This window comes from Marinobacter sp. CH_CUG1437-1 (genome assembly GCF_037029655.1).
GTDB lineage: Bacteria > Pseudomonadota > Gammaproteobacteria > Pseudomonadales > Oleiphilaceae > Marinobacter > Marinobacter salsuginis.
Genome location: NZ_JAYMEW010000006.1, coordinates 56,816 through 77,222, shown reverse-complemented (window position 1 = coordinate 77,222; position 20,407 = coordinate 56,816). Strand labels below are relative to the sequence as shown.

The following is a 20,407-nucleotide window of genomic DNA, read 5'->3' as shown; positions in this document are numbered from 1 at the left end:
GCTCTTTACGCGCATTAACCAGGCGAAATATTTGAATGAGACGTTCTCTTCTAAGTGTAGCCGTTGGCCTCGCTGTGGCCGTGTCCGGTCTGAAGCCAGCACTTGCTGATCAGTTCACTGTTGCGGATATTGAGGTTGAAGGCCTGCAGAGGGTATCTGCAGGTACTGTTTTTTCTGCGTTCCCTGTCAATATTGGTGAACAGGTGGACGAGACCGAGCTGGCTGATGCGATCAAGTCGCTGTTCCGGACCGGGCTTTTCACCGACATTGAGGCCAGCCGGGAAGCTGGCGTACTCATTCTGACGGTTCGAGAGCGTCCCTCCATCAGTGATATCGAGATCGAGGGCAATAAGAACATTGAAACCGAGATGTTGATGGACGCGCTGGCAGGGGCCGGGCTTCAGGAAGGCCAGGTGTTTCGGCGCGCGACCCTTGAGCGTCTGGAGCTTGAAATACTGCGCTCATACATTGCCCAGGGCCGCTACAATGCCCGGGTAAAGGCAACAGCGGAAGAGCTTCCGAGAAACCGGGTTTCGATTCGTCTGGATATCAATGAAGGTTCTGTTGCCGCGATTCACCACATCAATCTCATTGGCAACCGGGATTTCACCGACGAGGAGCTGCAGGATCTGTTCGAGCTGCAGAGCACGAGCTGGTGGAACTCGATAACCAACGCGGATAAATACGCCAGAGAACGTCTGAGCGGCGATCTGGAGTCGCTTCGGTCATTCTATCTTGATCGGGGCTATCTCGATTTCAACGTCGAGTCCAGCCAGGTGTCCATCTCTCCGGACAAGCAAAAAGTCTTCATTGCGATCGCTGTAAATGAAGGTCCCCAGTACACCATTTCCGAAATTAACCTTCGCGGTGAGCTGATCGTGGGTGAGGAGGAATTGCGCTCGCTGATTCCGGTCGAGGAAGGTGATGTATTCTCCCGGTCCCGCATGACAGCAATTTCCGAATCCCTGGCATTCCGGCTTGGCCGGGAGGGCTATGCCTTTGCCAACGTCAATGCCGTTCCGGAGCCGGGCGAAAATAACACAGCCGCAGTCACGTTTTTTGTGGAGCCTGGCAAACGGGCCTACGTGCGAAGAATCAATTTCGATGGCAACGTGTCTACACGCGATGATGTCCTGCGCCAGGAAATGACGCAAATGGAGGGCGGTGTCGCGTCTTCCGACCGAATCGAGTTCTCCAAGACCAAGCTGGAACGTCTTGGCTTCTTCCAGACTGTTAACGTGGACACCGTCCCGGTACCCGGCACCGACGACCTGGTGGACGTCAATTACTCCGTTGAGGAGCAGCCAACAGGCAGCCTTTCGGCCTCCATTGGCTTTTCCCAGGATTCGGGTGTGATTCTCGGTGCCAATGTCTCTGAGAATAACTTCTTTGGTACCGGCAAGCGGGTATCCTTCGGCGTGAACGTCAGTGACTCCATCAAGAGCGCAAACATCTCCTATCTGGACCCTTACTACACCGTTGATGGCGTGAGCCGCGGGTTCAGTGTATTCGCCCGGGAGACTGACTACGAAGAGGAAGATATTTCATCGTTCCTGCTGGATGAGTACGGTGGCCGCGTTACCTTCGGCTACCCCACGGACAGTATTACCCGCCTGAATTTTGGTGCCGGTGTCACTCAGTCGAATCTGAAGGAAGGCCTCTTTACGTCACAGGAGGTGAGTGAATTCATTGATGAGGAAGGCGACTCGTTCACCAACTTTTTCCTGTTCGGAAGCTGGCGTCGCAGTACTCTGAACCGTGGCGTGTTGCCGACTGATGGTTACAGCCACTCACTGTCCCTGGATGTGGCGGTGCCGGGTAGTGATCTGACCTTCTACAAAGCCACCCACAAAACGGATTTCTACTACCCTGTGACCGATAATAATCGCTGGGTCTTCCGGGCACGGTCAGAGATCGGCTACGGCGATGGCTATGGTGATCGCAGCCAGATGCCGTTCTACGAGCACTTCTACACCGGTGGTTATGGTTCGGTTCGTGGATACGAAGCCAACTCGCTGGGGCTCAGGGCAACGAATAACGTAAACGACCTTTCGGATCCGGATCCGTTTGGCGGCAACCTTTTGACCGAGGGTGGTCTGGAACTGATCTTCCCGACGCCGTTTGCCGGCGATACCCGCTCAATGAGAACGGCATTCTTCCTGGATGCCGGCCAGGTGTTTGATACAGCCAGGGGGTTCGATCCGGAACTGAGCGAAATCAGGATGGCAGCCGGTGTCGGCTTCCAGTGGATAACGGCTGTTGGCCCATTGGCATTCAGTCTCGCTTACCCTCTGAACGACAAAGCTGGCGACGACACACAGGTGTTCCAGTTCTCGCTGGGCCAGACCTTCTAAAGCATGGATAATAATAATCGACGGATGAAAATCAGGAGAAAACCAATGTCCCGATTTGTTTTGATGTTCGCTGCTGTGATTATGGCGTTTTCATGCCCGGCGATGGCCGAAACCCGGATTGGTGTAGTCGATCTGCGTCAGGCACTGTTCTCGTCTGACGATGCCAAGACATTCAGCGAATCGCTTCAGAAGGATTTTGCCGGGGACGAAGCCCGCGTCCGTGAAGCCCAGGAAGCAGCTCGCAAGCTCCAGGAACGCCTTGAAAAAGACGGAGCCATGATGAACGAGAGCGAGCGTAACAAGCTGGCGGGAGAGTTCCAGGAGAAGGTAAAGGAGTTCAACTTTCTCAAGCAGCGGCTGGATTCAACGGTGAACCAGCGCAAGCAGGCGTTTCTGGAGCAGGCTCGTCCCGAGGTGGACGCAGCGGTCAAGGAGCTTCTTGAGGAGAACAACCTCGACCTTATCCTGCCAAGCGAAGCGGTTGTCTATGTAAAGCCTGAAATGAATCTAACCTCTCAGCTTCTTGAAAAACTGAACCGTTAATCTGTGACGGGCACCCCGGTGCCCTGATCGTTGCTTGGGAGTTCGCAATGACAGAAAGGTCCTATCGCCTTGGGGAAATTGCCAATGCCCTTGGTGCGGAGCTACGGGGTGACCCTGATGTAAAGGTTTCGGGTCTGGCGACGTTGCAGGCGGCTGGTCCCGGTCAGATCAGCTTCCTGGCGAATCCGTCCTATGGCAAATATCTGCCAGACACGCGTGCTTCGGCCGTTATTGTTGCACCTGCCTCGGCGAAAGATGCTCCGACCAACGCCCTGTTACTGGACAACCCCTATCTCGGATATGCTCGGTTGAGCCACTGGTTTGACCCCGCCCCCGTTGCTTCGCCCGGCATTCACCCGTCCGCAGTAGTAGACCCGTCAGCGACCATTGCTGAGGATGCCAGCATAGGCCCGAATGTGGTGGTGGAAGCCGGAGCGGATATTGGTGAGAGGGTTGTTGTTGGAGCCGGCTCGATTGTTGGAGCCCGCGCCAGAATCGGAGCCCGGACTCTGATTCGGCCCCGGGTGACTCTGGCTCACGACGTGATGATTGGCGAACGTTGCCACATACTCAGCGGTGCTGTGATAGGCTCCGACGGTTTTGGTTTCGCGAACGAGAAGGGCGTTTGGCACCGTATTGCACAGCTCGGGCGCGTTGTTCTCGGGAATGATGTGGAAGTGGGCGCCAACACCACTATCGATCGCGGGGCTCTTGATGACACCGTGATTGGCGACGGTGTGAAGCTCGATAACCTGATCCAGATTGCCCATAACGTATGCATAGGCGAGCACAGTGCCATGGCGGCTATGGTTGGCATTGCCGGCAGCACCCGCGTTGGCAGGCACTGTGTTTTCGGTGGCGCATCCGGCGTTGCTGGCCATCTTGAAATCGCCGATCAGGTTCATCTGACCGGTATGACTCTGGTAACCGGTGACATCCGGGAGCCAGGTGTCTATTCATCAGGCACGAGTGCCGATACCAACCGTCAGTGGCGCAAGAATGCGGTGCGCTTCCGGCAGTTGGATGTTCTGGCGCGACGGGTAAAAGAACTCGAAAAGAAATTAGAGGGCTGAGGCCGATCAACATGATGAACATCGACGAAATTCTGGAGTACCTTCCACACCGATACCCGTTTTTGCTGGTGGATCGGGTAACGGAGGTCGAAAAGGGAAAATCGATCAAGGGCTACAAGAATATTTCGTTTAACGAGCCGTTCTTCCAGGGCCACTTCCCGAATAATCCCATCATGCCGGGCGTCTTGATCATTGAGGCGATGGCGCAGTTATCCGGCATTCTCGGTTTTGTGACTGTGGGCCGGAAACCTTCTGACGGCGTGGTACAATACTTGGCCGGTTCGAGCAAGGCCAGGTTCAAACGCCCGGTATTGCCAGGGGATCAACTGTGCATGGAGTCGGAATTTATTTCCGGTAAACGGGGTATATACAAATTCGAGTGTCGCGCTCTGGTCGACGGAGAAGTCGTTTGCGTGGCAGAGATTCTGACCGCTGAGAGAGAAGTTTGATGGCGACAAATGACTGGTCGGGAGTCCATCCTCAGGCAATTGTAGACCCGTCAGCCAGGCTCGGGGACAACGTCACCGTAGGGCCGTGGAGTTACATTGGTCCGGATGTGGAAATCGGCGATGGCACAGAGATCCTGTCGCACGTTGTTGTTAAAGGGCCTACGATCATTGGCCGGAACAATCGCATCTTCCAGTTCTCCAGTATCGGTGAAGAGTGTCAGGACAAGAAATACGCCGGCGAGCCGACCACGTTGGTGATTGGTGACAACAATGTGATTCGCGAGAATTGCACCATCCACCGCGGCACGGTCCAGGATCGTGGCGAAACCCGCATTGGCAGCGGTAACCTTCTCATGGCTTATGTGCATGTCGCCCACGACTGCATTGTGGGGGATAACACCATCCTGGCCAATTGCGCGACCCTTGCGGGCCATGTCTCGGTCGGTGATTTTGCGATCCTCGGTGGTGGCACCATGGTTCACCAGTTTTGCCATATTGGCCCCCACAGCATGGCGGCCGGTGGCAGCATCGTACTCAAGGATATTCCCGCCTACGTTATGGCCAGTGGTCAGTCAGCGGAGCCTCATGGCATGAACGTCGAAGGCCTCAAGCGCCGCGGTTTCAGTAAAGATGTTTTGCTGGCCTTACGCCGTGCCTACAAGGTCATCTACCGCCAGGGGCTCACGACCGAACAGGCCGTTGAAGAACTCGAGAAATCCTATTCCGATGTCGCGGAGATTCGCCCGCTCATTGACTCCCTGCGTGGAGCACACCGCGGCATCATCCGCTAACCCGGCAGGAGCCTGTCGGTGACAGATCTTTCTCACTCGATCATCAGCGAACGCAAAATCACATTCGGTATCATTGCCGGCGAGGCATCGGGGGATATCCTCGGTGCCGGGCTGATTCGTTCCCTCCGGCAGCGTTATCCCCGTGCCCGTTTCGTCGGAATTGGCGGAGAGGAGATGGTTGCTGAAGGTTTTCACTCGCTGGTGCCGATGGAGCGCCTTTCGGTCATGGGCCTGGTTGAGGTCCTGGGTCGGATTCGCGAACTATTCAGCATCCGGGCCCGAGTGCTGGACTATTTCTTCACGACTCCGCCGGACGTGGTCATTGGTATTGATTCCCCGGATTTTACGCTGGCTATCGAGCGACGCTGTCGCGAGGCCGGTATCCTCTCTGTCCATTATGTCAGCCCATCCGTGTGGGCCTGGCGGCAAAAGCGGATTTTTAAAATCGCCAAGTCCGTCAACCTTATGCTGACCCTGTTCCCGTTTGAGGCTCGTTTCTATGAGGAACACCACGTGCCCGTGGCGTTCGTGGGTCACCCCCTGGCCGATCGCATTCCCATGGAACCGGATACCCTCAAGATGCGGGAGTCGCTGGGTATAGACCTCGAAGCGTCGGTACTTGCCGTCCTGCCGGGCAGCCGGGCAGGGGAGGTGGAAAGACTCGGCACCCTGTTTTTGGAAGCGTCTCGCTGGATCCAGGAGCGACGCCCGGATCTTCAACTGGTGATTCCCTGTGTAAACAGGGATCGCGAAAAACAGGTGCGGGATCTGGTTGATGCGCTCGAGGTGAAACTGTCAGTCACGATTGTGCGAGGCAGGTCCCGAGACGTGATGGCCGCCTCCGATGTTGTGCTGCTTGCTTCGGGAACTGCAACGCTGGAAGCGATGCTGTTGAAAAAGCCGATGGTCGTGGGCTATCGCTTGAGCGGATTCAGCTATGCCCTGTTGTCGAAATTGGTCAAGGTACCTCACGTCGCGTTGCCCAATTTGCTTGCCAAGCGCCAGCTGGTTCCGGAACTGCTTCAGGACGACGCCACGGCGGAGAGTCTGGGCGCCGCAGTGCTCGAGCGCCTGGAAAACACTAAAGAGCGGGTTCGGCTCAAAGAAGCCTTTACTGACTTGCACCACACCTTGAGGCAGGGTGCCGATGAAAAAGCCGCCCAGGCGATCTCTGACCTGTTAGAGCAGGGTGCCCGCTGATGCCGAAAAAGCCATTGCCGCCGTTCGAATGCCGCTATACGGGCTCTCTCCTGGCTGGTGTCGACGAGGTCGGTCGGGGTCCGCTGATTGGGGCTGTCGTAACGGCGGCGGTGATTCTGGACCCGGACCGGCCGATTGCCGGCCTGGCGGACTCAAAGAAGCTTACTGACAAACGCCGCAGCGCGCTCTATGGGGAGATCCTGGAGCATGCCAAAGCCTGGAGCATAGGCCGGTGCGAGGCCCATGAGATTGATGAGCTGAACATCTATCAGGCCACGATGCTGGCCATGGAGCGTGCGGTTTCAGGTTTGGCGATCGCCCCCGAATACGTTCTGGTGGACGGTAACCGCTGTCCGAAGTGGCACTGGCCATCGGAGCCTGTTGTGAAGGGTGATAGCAGGGTCGAAGCCATCAGCGCCGCCTCCATCATTGCCAAGGTAACCCGTGACCGGGAAATGGAAGCGCTGGAGACGCGTTTCCCTGGTTTCGGCCTGGCACAGCACAAGGGCTACCCAACACCGATCCATCTGGAAGCCCTGCGCCGTCTCGGTGCGACTTCCGAGCACCGCCGCTCGTTTCGCCCGGTACAGGAAGTGATCGAGCAGGTGGGCTTCTATCGCGAGAAAGTGGCGCCAGAGCCAAAGCCAGAGCCAGAGCAACTGCAATATCGAACCGATCTTTTCGAAGATATTGATTGACAGTGGTGCATCCAATCCTTAATATACGCGCACGTTGATCGGGGCAAACCCATCAACAACCAGTTTTGATGCGGGGTGGAGCAGTCTGGTAGCTCGTCGGGCTCATAACCCGAAGGTCGTTGGTTCGAATCCAGCCCCCGCTACCAAATTCAAAAAAGGCAGATCAGTTAGTCACTGGTCTGCCTTTTTTGTTGCGATATTAAAAACTTGTTAGCGAAATCGCCCGTCCAAAACTCCGTCGTTCTGGGGTATGCTTCGGGACTGAGTTTCCGAAACCATCGTTTGATGAATAAAACAACATAAATGGAGCCTCCGATGAGTTCAATGAAGCGCCTGCTTGCCGCGTTTGCATCCTTTGCAGTTATGTCCAGTGCCGCCGTTGAGGCCCGCGATTTTCGCCTCGGCTTGATCACGCCACCGCCCCACATCTGGACCAAGGCAGCCAACGAGTTCGGGCAGGATCTGAACGAGAAGTCCGGAGGAGAGCATTCGGTAACGGTTTTCCCGGCCAGGCAGCTGGGTAACGAGGCGCAGATGGTTCAGCAGCTGCAAACGGGCGCACTGGATATGGCGTTCCTAACCATTGCTGAAGTGTCCAACCGGGTGCCGGATTTCGGCGCGCTATATGCGCCTTATCTGGTCGACAACATTGACCAGGCCGCAGAATTGTTACGCTCCGACGAAGCGAACAAACTTCTGGACCAACTGCCGGCCAACGTTGGCCTGGTAGGTGTAGGTTATGCCATGGCTGGAATGCGCCAGGTGCTCAGCCGGGATGAGGTTTCCGGTCCTGCCGATCTTGAGGGCAAGAAGCTACGCATTACCCCGTTCGAGCCCATTCGGGATTTCTACAACGCCGTCGGCGCGGCACCCACGCCGTTGCCACTTCCTGCGGTCTATGACGCGCTGGCGAATGGCCAGGTTGACGCCATCGACATGGATTTCGACTCCATCCTGGTGCTCAAGTTTTACGAGCGCGCCGACCACCTGCTGATTTCCAACCACATGATGTTCCCCATGGTGGGCGTGGTATCTGGCAAGGTCTGGCGTGACCTGGGGAACGAAGACAGACAGCTCATCCAGGAAACCATGAAAGCTCACCTGAATGCCGTGATGGACAAGTTTGTGGCCCAGGAGAAGGACCAGGAACAGCAGCTCAGAGAGCTGGATATCACCGTGAGGAAGGCAAACCGCAGTGAATTCGCTGACGCCATTTCCGCCTGGGAAGACATCTGGGCTGAGAAAGCCCCGTCTCTTGGTATCCTGCGCAACGTCGCCGAGGACATCAAAGCCCAATAATCCGGGCGATGCACCATGCTTAAAGCTGTTTCGGATTTTGTCGCACGCATTGAAGCTGTCATCGCCGCATCGCTTGCCGGTGCGGTGACCCTGCTGATACTTCTTAACATCGTCACTCGTTTTGCCGGTTACGCCATCTACTGGGTGGATGAGCTGGCGATCTACTGCATGATCTGGATGACTTTCTTCGCGACATCCGTGCTGCTCAAACGGCGGGAAAGCGTTGCCGTGGGTCTGCTGACCGAGTATGTAAAAGGTGGAACCCGAACCGTACTGGCGAAAATTAGCGACCTGATGGTGCTTCTGTTTGGCGGCATTCTGGCCTGGCTCAGCTGGCGCTGGTATGACCCGGTCACGCTATATCAAGTGGGGTTTGACCTGCAAAGCTTTCAGGCAGAAACCTTCAACTTCATGTACGCGGAGAACACCAGCACCCTGGGCATTAAAAAGTTCTGGGTGTGGATGGTGCTGCCGATTCTGTCGATTACGTTGACCATTCATGGTTTAGCTAATCTTCTCCGTTCCGAGTCCGCTCCCGAACAGAGCGGGGGTACGACATGACCGCGGTTGTCTTCGCCGTTCTGTTGTTTTTGGCAGTGCCGATCTCCTTGGTATTGGCACTGACGGCGCTCTGGTATATCTACGATTCGGGTAACACCGTGCTGCTGGATTCCTACTTGCAACAGCTATTCGGCGCTATCCAGAGCTATGGACTGCTGGCGATACCCCTGTTCATGCTCGCCGGCGAATTGATGAATGAGGGTGGCCTTACCAGCAGGCTGGTGAACCTGGCGCGCATCCTGGTCGGTGGGTTCCGCGGAGGCATGGCTTATATCAACCTGGTGGCCAACATGATGATGGCGGCCATTATGGGCTCTGCTGCCTCACAGATCGCCATGATGTCTCGCGCCATGGTGCCTGCCATGGAGAAAGACGGTTACGAAAAGCCTTATGCCGCCGCCATAACCGCTGCCGGGGGATTGCTCTCGCCCATTATCCCGCCGTCCATGCTGTTCGTGCTGTTTGGCGTTCTGGCCCAGGTACCGATTGCGGATATGTTTATTGCGGGCATTATTCCAGGGCTGGTGATGTCCTTCCTGTTTTTTATCGCTATCAGCCTGCTCGGCCTGAAATACCAGTATCCGAAAGGGAGCTGGCCAACGCGCCAGCAGGCTAAACAGTATTTCCTGATGGGCATCCCGGCGGCGCTTATCCCGCTGATCATCATCGGCGGCATCCTCACCGGGCTGGCCACGCCCACAGAATCAGCCGCGCTGGCTTCAATGGGTGCGCTGGTGATTGGCAAATATGTTTATAGAGACCTCAAATACAAAAACCTTTTCGGCGTTCTGAGGCGGACCGCCTTCAATTCCGGCATGGTCATCATGCTGATTGCCGCGGCCGGCGTATTCGGCTGGGTGATCATCTTCGAAAAGATCCCGCAAAGCGCGGCCAGCTGGATCGCCGCACAAACCACAGACCCTTTCATGTTTCTGATGCTGGTCGTGGGTATCCTGCTGCTGGTGGGCATGGTGATCGATGGCATTGCCGCACTGATATTGGTCGTGCCGATCCTAATGCCCATAGCGGAAGCTCAGTTCGGCATCAGCGCTTACCAGTTCGGCGTGGTGGTGTGCCTGACTTTGGTTCTTGGCTTGCTTACGCCACCGGTTGGTGCGGGCCTTTATATTTGTTCCGCCATGACCGGCGCATCGCCGATGGCTATTTTCCGGGCTTTGCTTCCGTTCCTTCTGGCAACTATTCTGACGCTGGTGTTGATCAGTTGGGAAGAGGGGTTGGTGCTGGCGTTGTTGTAGGTAGCACCTGATTTACATAGAGACACGCTCTAGCACTTGAGTATGGTCTCCTGTCATTCCAAGTTATGCTCATACCTTCCTTCATCTCTTTCCCGGCTTAGACTTTTTTCCAGTAGCTCACGCCGCTATCGCCCTTTCCGGGCAAATTTTTGCCTTGCTAGTCAGTGATTTCCCTGCTTCATTACCATTATCTGACGAGAAATTGACAATTTCGTAACTAGGGGAATGACAGACTTCACATCGATAATCAGCCCCGTTTTATACAATTTCACAAAATCGACGTAAAAATGGTGCTGAATATAAATGAAACGCGTCATCAAAATGTCACAGGCATGGATTGCCGCGTTTATTCTGGGATTACTACTCACAGGGTGTGGCGGTGGTGGTTCTTCCGAGTCCGCAGGAACACAGACAGGTTCCAGTGGCTCGACTTCCTCTCCGGAGCGTTCCGCAGTATTGAGCTGGAGCGCCCCGCTGACTCGCGTGAACGGCGAGAGCATCCCCATGGGTGAACTGGACAAATACGTGATCCGTTATGGCCAGGATGCAAATGAACTGAGCGAAGAGGTTGTTGTCACCAATGCCCAGGCCGAGGCGGAAATGTCCTATGAAGTAAGCGGGCTGGACGTGGGGACCTGGTATTTCACCATTCAGGTTCAGGATACCAACGGGCTGATCAGTGAGCCCTCCGATGTTGTAAGCAAGTCTATCCGGTCCTGAGACGGGAATTCCCGGCCTGAAGTTTGAAGTCTCAGGCCAGCGGATCTGCAATTGGAAGTTTCAAGGTGAAGGCAGAACCTTCACTCGGTGTCGATGACACCGATATCTCTCCCCTGTGTTTTTCCACGACGGTCTTTACGAACGAAAGCCCCAGCCCGGTACCGTGTACTCCGGCCAATTCCGAGCTCTTCTGCCGACGGTAGCGGTCAAACAGGTGCGGCAGTTCTTCCGGATCGATGCCTGTGCCTTCGTCCGCGATCGTCAAACAGGCCTGGTGACCGGCGCGGAAGACCTGAATGCTGACGTCGGATCCACTCGGGCTGTATTGAACCGCATTGGTGAGCAGGTTGATAACGGCCCGCTCCAGAAGCTCCGCGTTGCCTTTCAGCCAAAGATCTTCGGTGCCCTGAAGCTGGAGCTGTATCTGCTTCTCGATGGCCTGTTCGCTGACGCTATCACGGGCATTCTCCACGATGGCCAGAAACTCGCATTCGTAGAACCGGGTTTCTGTCAGCTGTTCGGCTCGTGCCAGTTGTACGAACTCCTCCGCCAGGTGATAGCTTCGTCGGGCCAGCCGTCCCAGCTGGTCCAGTTGTTCCTGTTCAATGTGGCTGGGGTCTCGTTTCAACTGTTCGATCAGGGCAAGCTGTGAAACCAGTGGCGAACGTACGTCGTGGGAAATAAAGTCGATGGCTTCGCGGTGCTGGCGCTGCTGTTCCCGCAGTTCCGAAATGTCCGAAATGTTGGCAATGATGCCTTGTTGGTCAGTGTCGGGCAGTGAAAACGGCGCGAAATGAATCAGAAAATCCTTGTCGCGAATTCTCAGATCCACGGTTCGGCTCTGTTGCAGTGTCAGGGTATCGGAAACCGTTTCGTGCCAAGGCGGCGTTTCCCGAGGGTCATGTCCTTCGAGCAACCTGACCAGGGGCAGGCCTGCAAGGCTCGGCATGGGTTCGCGGAACCACTCTTCAATATGGCCGTTGGCAAAGCGGATAACGCCCAGTTCGTCGGTAACAATGATGCCGTCGGGCATGCGCTCGAAGCTTCTGCGAATAAATTGTTGCATGTGATTCAGCCGATCCGTGGCGATACGCACCCGCTCAATTCGCGCTGAGATATTTTCGCTGGGTCTTGAGGTTGAATCCGCCAGTGCAGGCTGCTCCAGATGAAGTCTGCGCAAGTAACGCTGGACAGCTTCGCGGCCGAGATCATTGGGCAGCATCAGGCCCAGGTGATAGCGGGTACCTGCGCGCAATAGCTGAATCCAGCTGCGGTTGCTGTCGTGGAACCAGTGGCCGGGGGTCAGATCAGAGGGAACATCGGCCAGGGACAATCCGCGGGCGGAAAGAACCTCGTTCTCCTCAAGTAAAAGCCAGCCAGTGGGCCGGAAGAGGGCTTGAAAGTGCTCCAGAAGTTGCGTTGGGTTTCTTCCCGAGGGTGCGGGCAGGGCAACTTGCGGGCTTCTGGCAAGGTCGTCCAATTGCCGGTTAAGAAAACGATTGGTCATGGCGAGCCTGAGGCCGCTTGAGACTGGAAAGGCCAGGAGCGGCACCAGCAAAGCGTTCGCCAGGGGAATCCACCATTTCAGCGCCAGAAGCATGAACAGATAGAGACCGACCAGTCCGACCAGAGCCGCTGCGCAGGCGAGCAGAGTGCGTGCCGGGCGCATCGGAGGCAGGGCGAGCGCGAGGATCAGAATGGTTGTTAAAGACAGAAGGGCCGAAGCCCATTCCGGTGCCTGGCGAATCAACAGCCCCTGGGTTCTGGCGGAGAACACGTTGGCGTGAAATTCAACACCGGCCATAGGTCGACTCAGGCCTGAGAAAGGTGTTGGCAGTATGTCTCCGAAACCTGCGGCTGTGGCGCCGACAAAGACGGTTTTGCCTCTGAAACGTTCAGGGGCTGGCGGTTGTGTAAGAACCTCTGCAAAGGAGTACGACTGCAGGGAGCCGGCACCACCGATCAAGGGGATGGCCCGATACTGATCGCGAACATTGACATAGGGAAGGGCCTCTTCCGTCCCCGAATTTTGTGGCCCTATCCCGCTAGCGGCCAGCGCTAGGCTCGGCCAGAGCTGACGACCCAGACCATTAAACAGGTAGAGACCACGCGCAACGCCGTCGCTGTCCAGTTCCACGTGAGCGTGCCCGAGACCGTTGGCCGCTGAAGCCAGTTGTCCAACCGGCAATTGTTCGCTCAACAGATACTGGGATGTGGGGGGCGACAGATAGACCGGCAGGATGACGTTGCCATGGCTGCGCATCTGTTCTGCCAGTTGCTGGTCATGGGGTGACGGTTCTGCAAACAGAATATCGAAGACAATGGTTTTGGCGCCTGCCTGCTCAAGCTTGGCAATAAGCTCTGCGTGCAGTGTGCGAGGCCATGGCCAACGCCCGAGGCGGTTCAGACTCAGCTCATCAATGGTTACCAGTACTACCTCGTCCGAGGCATTTACAGGATTTGAAGTAATGGCCTGATCGTAGAGCCAGAAATCAAGGCGCTGGGGCAAATCCGTGGTCTGGATGAGCAGAAGGAGCGCCAGCAGTATCAGGCCCAGAGTCCAGGGGGTCGTTTTAATTGACAGCCAATCCCGGTTCATGAGCCCTGCTGTGTGTGTTTCGTTCGATCAACGGATTATTCCAGGTACAGTTCCCTCCCAGGTCCCCAGCGGCTTTGCAAAGGACCATCAGAAAGAGCTTTCAGGCGCACAAAATACCGCCTTCCGGGAATAAGACGCAAGGCTGCGGTGGTGTCAGACAGCGTTGCTTCCTTGATGATGTTGTTGAAACCGGGCTCTTCCGACAGCTGTAGGCGATAGTCAGTGGCTGTGTCCACCTTCTCCCAGAAGACCCTGACCTGGCTGTCGATGTAGTTCACACTGATGATTCGCACTGGGGGCAGGCTGCCATTGACCACAAGCTCTCGCGGCTCGGTGGTAGCGACGGAGTTTCCGCCTGCCTCGGTAACCACCCGCCAGTAGTATTTGCCGGGCCCCAGCGGGCGTGAAGGCAGCGCTGCAGTTTCCGGCGCCCATTCGCTGGTGGCGATAACGTTCCGGAAATCCCGGTCCTCGGCAACTTCCACTCGAGCCACTTCATTGTCGCCGTTCAACTGCCAGCGAAACTCGGGCATATCATCGTTTACCGTGTCTCCATCGGCGGGAGACAAAAGGCTGGCGGTTCTTGCCTGAAGATCGACCTCCACCGGAATTACACGAGGCATGCCGGCGGTTCCGCGAGCATCGAGGGCCGCCAGGTGCACTTCATAGCTGCCGTTATCCAGCCGGCCGATATCAAAGCTGCTGCCAGTGAGTTTGCGGCTTTCCACCCAGCGGCCGGTGTCACTTTCGAAAATATCCACGCGATGCATGGGGGCACGGCTTTCCTGCCAGGTCATCGTGGCCGGCAGTTGGGTCAATTTTGGTGGAAGTGGGTCAAGGGCCGGCGCTGGTGGCAGGCGTCGAATGCTGAGGCCATCATTGCCCGCGGTGGACAGGCTGGCACCGAAACCCGCGGGAATGCGGCGGGTCTTGCCGGGTGCTCCGAAGTCAACATTTCCCTCGGTTACCTGCAGGCGAGTACCCTCTGCGGATGTCTGAAGTGCAAATGCGGTCCCGCGCACAGCGGCGACGGCGGATGGCGTTTCAATCTCGAATCGGGCGCCGCCCTCCATCACCGGTTTTACGCGGGTGTGGATCTCGCCCCTGTCCAGTCGCAGCCGGGTATCCACCATGCCGGCTTTGCCATATTGGGTCAGGCGATTGAAGATCAGCCGTGAATTCGGGGAAATCCGGACTTCCGAGCCGTCTGCCAGTTCAATAGTCGCGGTTCCGGACGCTGACAGAATTTCATCACCGACGCGGATCAGGGCATCTTCACTGAGCGGCGTTTTCCGACCCGAGTTTCCGGAAATCAGTTGTACAGTTCCGGTGACCGAGGTTGCCCTTGCAGGTTGTGGTTGGCGTTTCAACCAGGCAAGAGGAATGCGAACACTGTCGCCGGCACCGAGCGTGGCACCGTTTTCAATCTTGTTGTATTGCAAAAGGCGACTTGCCGGAAAGTTCGGCGCTAGAAGGTCGCTGGCCACTTCCGAAAAACTCTCGCCTGGCCGTAACGTGTAGATCCACTCAGGCACTGTGTTGGCGGGCGATGCGTCGGAATGGCCGGCAGAACCGCGAGTCACTGACAGCTCTGCAGCCGTGGGTGCGGCGCAAGCAAGCAGAGCGAGTATCAGCAGCAGTACGGGCAATCGCGGAGCCGGGCTTTCAGTCATTGGCGGCCCTGGCGGGTTCTTGATCATCAAACGCCTGATCCTGTGCCTTCATGGCCTCCAGGCGGTAACCGCGCTGGTAAATTGTCTTGATGCGGAAACCATTTTCGGGATTGAGCCCCAGGCGACGGCGAAGGCGGCTCATGTGTGTATCCACAGTGCGGGTATTGATGTCTCTGGCCAGCCCCCAGACACGCTCGAGCAGCATTTCCCGGGTCAGCAGACGCCCCTGGTTCTGGAAGAGGAACAAGGTCAGGTCGAAATCCTTGTCGGTCAGCGTGAGCTCTTCACCATGAAGCGCAATGACTCGCTGCTGCGTATTGATTTCGAACGGGCCGTAGCGAAGCACCTCCTTCTCGCTGTCAGGATTGGACCGTCTCGCCAGGGCGTTGATGCGCGCGACCAGTTCCGCAGCCCGGGCGGGTTTTGCCAGGTAATCGTCGGCGCCGGCATCGAGGGCGCGAACGATGTCTGCCTCGCTGTCCCGTTGGGTGAGGAAAACCACGGGAATTGGCCAGTTGAGCTGGGCCCGGACGCTCTCCAGAACGTCGATGCCAGTCATATCCGGAATCTGCCAATCCAGAATAAGCAGGTCGTAGCTACGATGCAGAACTGCGCTCAGGAAATTTTGGCCGGTAGGGAAGCTATCGCAGTGATGCCCGCGCTCAGACAGAATTGACTGGATGTGCTGTGCCTGTTCGGTTTCATCTTCAAGCAAAGCAATACGCATTAAGCCTCTCCCGGAGTGTTGCTCTCTTGCCTGTTATGGAGCAGAGCGCTTGACGGACTACTCTGCTATATCAACCAATTATCACAAAATGTGGATCTGCCTTCAGTATCGTTATGTAGACTTGCGTAAACGGACTGCAGGCTTTCCGTTGTCGTCGTCCAGTGTTTGTCGGCAGCCCGGGAAATTACTGCAGCCCCAGAACCAGCCTTTTTTGCCTTTTCGCCGCACCAGGGGCGAGAAACAATGGGGGCAGGGAATGGGTTTTTGGCCAGTACCATCCTGGGGTGCGGCTTCCTCCAGTGGTCGGGTACCCCGGCAATCGGGGTAGCGGGTGCAGGCATAGAATCGGCCGAACTTGCCGTCCCGCTCCGTCATTGGGGCACGGCATTTGGGGCAATGGGGCCGGGCCTCGGCTGATTCTGTCCCGGCATGCTCGCAGTCCTGGGCGGGCTGGCCCTGGGGTTTGTCCAGAAAGGCGCGTATTTCATCTTTCAGGATTTCCAGGAACTGCCGCGGGTCACCCTCTCCGCGGCGAATGCTTTCCAGATTAGCTTCCCATACAGCTGTGCGATCCGGTTTGCTGACAGATTTGGGCAGGGCGCCGATCAATGCCTTGGCTTTGTCGGTAGCCCGGATGTGTCGACTGTCACGGTATAGGTAATCCCGCTTGAAGAGGGTTTCGATGATGGAAGCCCGGGTTGCCTCGGTGCCCAGGCCATCGGTTTCCCGCAGGGTTTTTCTGAGTTCGGTATCGGTGACAAACCGGGCAATGTTGGTCATCGCCGATAGCAGGGTCGCATCGGTAAAATGCTGCGGCGGCTGGGTCTTCCGTTCAGTGAGGCTGCTATCTTCACAGAATACCGGCTCGCCTTTTTCCAGCCTCGGCAGGGGCGTCTTGTCCGGCTCGTTGCGCCCTTCCCGGAGTTTCAGTTCCAGCGCTTTCCAGCCCGGCTCCAGGATGGCGGTTTCCGTTGCGCGGAATTCGTGCTCTGACACTCGAACCGTCAGTTTGCCTTCCCGGTGCACGGCATCAGGCGCGAACTGCATCAGGTAATACCGGCTGATCAGGCCGTAGATTTTTTCTTCTGCTGCAGTGAGTTTGCCGTTGGGCGTGGGGCGGCTGGTTGGAATAATGGCATGGTGGGCGTCGACCTGTTTATCGTTCCACGCAGCCGTCCGGCGATCGAGATCTGCGCCGCTACAGGCCTCCTGAAGATCGGGTGCGACCCGGGCAATGGCCCTTACCACCTGTTCCCGCTGGCCGTAATGGCCCTCCGGTAGATACCGGCAATCAGATCGAGGGTAGGTGATGAGCTGGTGACGCTCGTACAGGTTCTGGGCGGTATCCAGGACCTCTTTGGCGCCCATCCGGAACAGTCGGCCTGCTTCGATTTGCAGGGCCGATAGGGAAAGCGGCAAAGGTGGCGCTTCGGACCGATCCCGAAAGCGGGATTCGGTGATTGTGCCGGGGCGGCTTCGGACACTGTCGGCAATCTGTTCAGCAATTTCCCGATTCAGCAGGCGATTTTCTTCATCCAGATAATCCTGGAACTGTTCGTTGGGCAACCAACGGGCGGTGAAGCTTCGCTGGTCGGCTTCCTCTTCCTGAGCCTTGAATCGGGCTTCAATCCGGTAATAGGGCTTAGGCTGGAAGTTTTCGATGGTGTTGTCACGCTCAACCACAAGGCCAAGTACCGGGGTTTGGACCCGGCCAACGGAATAGACGCCTTGCTCCCCTTGTTGCTGGTAACTGAGCGTGTAGAAGCGGGTCAGGTTGATACCATACAACCAGTCTGCCCGTTGCCGGGCGAGCGCTGAATGGGACAGTCGACGGAAATCGCGGTTGTCTTTGGGGCTCTGTATAGCGCGAGATACGGCCGCTGGGGTCAGATCGTTGATTAGAATGCGCTGCACCGGTGCTCTGGTGCCGAAATAGCGGATAACCTCGTCTACCAGCAGTTGGCCCTCACGGTCCGGGTCGCCGGCATGAATAATGATCTGGGCCTGTCTAATCAGGGATTCCAAAACCTTGAGTTGCTGGCGCACGCTGTCCTTGGGCATGACTTCCCATTTGTCGGGAAACATGGGCAGGTCTTCCTGGCGCCATTTTTTCCACGCCGGGTTGTAGCGCGCCGGTTCTGCCGGTTCCAGGAGGTGGCCAATGCACCAGCTTACCGTGGCAGCATTTTCGCCGTTGCCACAACGTATCCAGCCCTGGCCTTTCTGGTGAGGGCCGGGGAGGGCGGCGGCGATGGCGCGGCCCAGGCTTGGTTTTTCGGCGATGTAGAGGTGCATGGGGTTTGGGTGTTTTGGAATCGGGATGGGAATGTGGCGCTTTGGCTCTGTAGTGTCAAGGCTCTCGGGTGTGTGCTGTATGTGTAGTAGACTGGTTGGTGTAGGGGAGGCGGCTGTGGCGATGGCTTTCCCAAAAGACGCCGTGAACCCATCCCTGGGGGCTTGGCGTTGCCATCCATGGCAACGCACACTTTTGGGAAAGCCATCGCCACACCCGCTTCTGACAACGTGCCATTCGCCTCTCTAGTTCAAATGCGGAGGCAGGAGTATTGAAACATGAAGATCCAGAACGCAATTGAAACCAAGCTGAACGAGGCCTTCGAGGCCCGTGTGCTTCAGGTGGAGAACGAGAGCCACAAGCACAGTGTGCCGCCGAACTCTGAAACCCATTTCAAGGTGACCCTGGTGTCTCCGGAGTTTGAGGGGCAGATGAAGGTGCGTCGGCATCAGGCGATTTACAAGGTGCTCGCCGAAGAGCTGGCGGGGCCGGTTCATGCGTTGGCGTTGCATCTATACTCACCGGCAGAGTGGGAGGCGACCGGTCACGCTGCGCCGGATTCTCCGAATTGTATGGGTGGGTCCAAGAAGGATCCGGTGATGGCGGCGCGGACCGCTCAGGGAGAGGGTTCATGAGTCAGTTTTTCCAGATTCATCCGGAGACGCCGCAGAAGCGTCTGATCAATCAGGCGGTGGATATTCTGCGTCGTGGCGGGGTGATTGTGTATCCCACGGATTCCGCCTATGCCATCGGCTGCCACCTGGGCGATAAACAGGCAGCGGATCGGATCAAGCGGATTCGCAGGCTGGATGACAAGCATAACTTCACCCTCGTATGCCGGGATCTGTCGGACATCGGGGTGTACGCGAAGGTGGATAATACCCAGTACCGGTTGCTGAAGAATTTCACGCCCGGCCCCTACACGTTCATTCTGGATGCCACCAGTGAAGTGCCCCGGCGGCTGCTGCATCCGAAACGCCGCTCGGTGGGCGTAAGGGTGCCGGATAATGCGATTGTTCAGGAGCTGCTGGGTGAACTTGGTGAGCCAATCATGAGCAGCACCCTGATCCTGCCCGGAGAAACCGATCCGATGACAGACCCCTATGACATCCGGGAAACCCTGGAGCATGAGCTGGATCTGATTATCGACGGTGGTTTTTGCGGTATGGAAGCGACTACGGTGGTGGACTTTACTGGCGAGGCTCCGGTGGTTACCCGAGTTGGCAAGGGAGATCCAGCGCCGTTTGAGGTCTGATCTCCCTTCTGGATTATGCCCGGGCGTTCAAATTAAAGGCGTACGCCCGGCTATTTCCCGCAGCTTCCATTTGCTCAGCACTCACCGAGCGCCGCATGGTGTCGTAACGGTGTACCAGATCCTGCAGGCCATTGAACTGCTGGTTCTCGCTGATCAATGTGTCCAGTAACGGGTTGTTCACGCCGTAGGCCTGGTTCAACTTGAGCGCATTATCCATGAAATGCAGGGTCGGCTCGGTGACGCTCAGGCGATTGAACGCTTCCTTGAAGTTCTTGTTCACGTTCAGGTCTTTTTCAATCTGGGCACGGGTGTTGTCCGCAATTTTCCCCTCTACCGTAACGCTGCCGTTTTCGTTTTTGCTCACGTTCAATGCAGTTGCGGGGTGTAAATTGTATTCGGCAAGTTTGTGCCGCAGTGTCTCGCGAATGAAGGCAAGATCCTGCCCCACCGTTTGCTTGTAGTCTGCCATTGCCAGCCGCCGCGCTTTCAGGCGTGAGAGATCAGCCTCGCTGCTGTCAGAGGGCGTGAAACGGTCATCGCCAGATGTCGGTTCGGCTTCTACAGCTTTGGGCTGGGCCTTGCCAGTCGCGGCTTCCGGAGCTGTTGAGGGCGTCTGGCGCTTTTCCATGGCCTGCTGGAACTGGGTGCTTGCCCGGATCAGAGAGGTCAGTAGGGACATGGATGGGATTCCTCCTTCGGTGAACCGTAATGCGGTTTCCGAACAGTCTGCGTTGGACATAACGGATACTCGTTATCTAGCTCTGCAGCTTTCAGGCCAACTCCATCAAGTCCCTGCCTAAGGGCTCCCCTCTCTTGTTATGCAAATGACCTTTCCCGGATCTGATCTGGGTCAGGAAATAATTGACGCATATCTATAAAGTTTGGCGACAGTTAGTTGTCGCCATAAAACGTCAAA

18 protein-coding genes and 1 tRNA gene are annotated in these 20,407 nt (G+C 56.7%); 14 read left to right on the top strand and 5 right to left on the bottom strand.

Annotated elements, in window-relative coordinates; all coding sequences use genetic code 11:
* The first annotated feature begins 35 nt into the window (after positions 1-35).
* The 12 genes from bamA to WA411_RS15460 all read left to right on the top strand — a co-directional run bounded on the left by bamA (position 36) and on the right by WA411_RS15460 (position 10,944).
* Positions 36-2,354: an outer membrane protein assembly factor BamA gene (gene bamA / locus WA411_RS15515; RefSeq protein ID WP_136631746.1), complete on the top strand. Its 2,319-nt coding sequence runs from the start codon at positions 36-38 to the stop codon at positions 2,352-2,354.
* A gap of 45 nt (positions 2,355-2,399) precedes the next feature.
* Positions 2,400-2,897 (top strand): OmpH family outer membrane protein, encoded by a 498-nt coding sequence (locus WA411_RS15510; RefSeq protein WP_291908026.1) that lies wholly within the window; start codon positions 2,400-2,402, stop codon positions 2,895-2,897.
* Positions 2,898-2,944: 47 nt separating this feature from the next.
* The gene (gene lpxD, locus WA411_RS15505; protein WP_291908025.1) at positions 2,945-3,970 is read left to right on the top strand and encodes a UDP-3-O-(3-hydroxymyristoyl)glucosamine N-acyltransferase; all 1,026 of its coding nucleotides are present in this window, start codon (positions 2,945-2,947) and stop codon (positions 3,968-3,970) included.
* 11 nt (positions 3,971-3,981) lie between these two features.
* On the top strand, positions 3,982-4,419 hold the full coding sequence (fabZ, locus tag WA411_RS15500; protein ID WP_069184896.1) for a 3-hydroxyacyl-ACP dehydratase FabZ: 438 nt from the start codon (positions 3,982-3,984) through the stop codon (positions 4,417-4,419).
* On the top strand, positions 4,419-5,210 hold the full coding sequence (gene lpxA / locus WA411_RS15495; RefSeq protein WP_291908023.1) for an acyl-ACP--UDP-N-acetylglucosamine O-acyltransferase: 792 nt from the start codon (positions 4,419-4,421) through the stop codon (positions 5,208-5,210). Before fabZ ends, lpxA begins: the two co-directional genes overlap by 1 nt.
* Positions 5,211-5,228: 18 nt before the next feature.
* Positions 5,229-6,410, top strand: a complete 1,182-nt coding sequence (lpxB, locus tag WA411_RS15490) for a lipid-A-disaccharide synthase (protein WP_291908021.1) — start codon at positions 5,229-5,231, stop codon at positions 6,408-6,410.
* On the top strand, positions 6,410-7,108 hold the full coding sequence (gene rnhB, locus WA411_RS15485; RefSeq protein WP_153634450.1) for a ribonuclease HII: 699 nt from the start codon (positions 6,410-6,412) through the stop codon (positions 7,106-7,108). The genes lpxB and rnhB overlap by 1 nt, the downstream gene beginning before the upstream one ends.
* A 69-nt stretch (positions 7,109-7,177) precedes the next feature.
* Positions 7,178-7,254 (top strand) — tRNA-Met (locus WA411_RS15480).
* Between the two features lie 169 nt (positions 7,255-7,423).
* Entirely contained in the window at positions 7,424-8,407 is a 984-nt protein-coding gene (locus tag WA411_RS15475; RefSeq protein ID WP_291908018.1) for a TRAP transporter substrate-binding protein, read from the top strand.
* 15 nt (positions 8,408-8,422) lie between these two features.
* Positions 8,423-8,968: a TRAP transporter small permease gene (locus WA411_RS15470; protein ID WP_291908016.1), complete on the top strand. Its 546-nt coding sequence runs from the start codon at positions 8,423-8,425 to the stop codon at positions 8,966-8,968.
* The gene (locus tag WA411_RS15465) at positions 8,965-10,224 is read left to right on the top strand and encodes a TRAP transporter large permease (protein ID WP_069184879.1); all 1,260 of its coding nucleotides are present in this window, start codon (positions 8,965-8,967) and stop codon (positions 10,222-10,224) included. The genes WA411_RS15470 and WA411_RS15465 overlap by 4 nt, the downstream gene beginning before the upstream one ends.
* Before the next feature lie 303 nt (positions 10,225-10,527).
* Positions 10,528-10,944 (top strand): fibronectin type III domain-containing protein, encoded by a 417-nt coding sequence (locus WA411_RS15460; protein ID WP_228744614.1) that lies wholly within the window; start codon positions 10,528-10,530, stop codon positions 10,942-10,944.
* 31 nt (positions 10,945-10,975) lie between these two features.
* Here the strand turns inward: WA411_RS15460 and WA411_RS15455 are convergent, their stop codons facing one another.
* The 4 genes from WA411_RS15455 to WA411_RS15440 form a co-directional block, all read right to left on the bottom strand.
* Positions 10,976-13,543 carry a CHASE2 domain-containing protein gene (locus tag WA411_RS15455; protein WP_291908012.1) on the bottom strand — a complete coding sequence of 856 codons (2,568 nt, stop codon included), beginning with the start codon at positions 13,541-13,543 and terminating at the stop codon, positions 10,976-10,978.
* Positions 13,544-13,578: 35 nt separating this feature from the next.
* A complete protein-coding gene (locus WA411_RS15450) occupies positions 13,579-15,216 on the bottom strand; it encodes a FecR family protein (protein ID WP_069184942.1) in 1,638 nt (545 codons plus the stop codon).
* Entirely contained in the window at positions 15,209-15,943 is a 735-nt protein-coding gene (locus tag WA411_RS15445) for a response regulator transcription factor (protein WP_069184877.1), read from the bottom strand. The genes WA411_RS15450 and WA411_RS15445 overlap by 8 nt, the downstream gene beginning before the upstream one ends.
* Before the next feature lie 111 nt (positions 15,944-16,054).
* Positions 16,055-18,238, bottom strand: coding sequence for a DNA topoisomerase III (locus WA411_RS15440; RefSeq protein WP_291908009.1), 2,184 nt, complete (start codon positions 18,236-18,238; stop codon positions 16,055-16,057).
* 276 nt (positions 18,239-18,514) lie between these two features.
* Between WA411_RS15440 and WA411_RS15435 the strand changes: the two genes are divergently transcribed.
* Positions 18,515-18,871, top strand: coding sequence for a BolA family protein (locus WA411_RS15435; RefSeq protein WP_291908007.1), 357 nt, complete (start codon positions 18,515-18,517; stop codon positions 18,869-18,871).
* On the top strand, positions 18,868-19,491 hold the full coding sequence (locus WA411_RS15430) for an L-threonylcarbamoyladenylate synthase (RefSeq protein ID WP_069184874.1): 624 nt from the start codon (positions 18,868-18,870) through the stop codon (positions 19,489-19,491). Before WA411_RS15435 ends, WA411_RS15430 begins: the two co-directional genes overlap by 4 nt.
* Positions 19,492-19,504: 13 nt before the next feature.
* Here WA411_RS15430 and WA411_RS15425 read toward each other — a convergent pair whose 3' ends face one another.
* Positions 19,505-20,170 (bottom strand): hypothetical protein, encoded by a 666-nt coding sequence (locus WA411_RS15425; RefSeq protein ID WP_209398231.1) that lies wholly within the window; start codon positions 20,168-20,170, stop codon positions 19,505-19,507.
* Between the last annotated feature and the right edge of the window lie 237 nt (positions 20,171-20,407).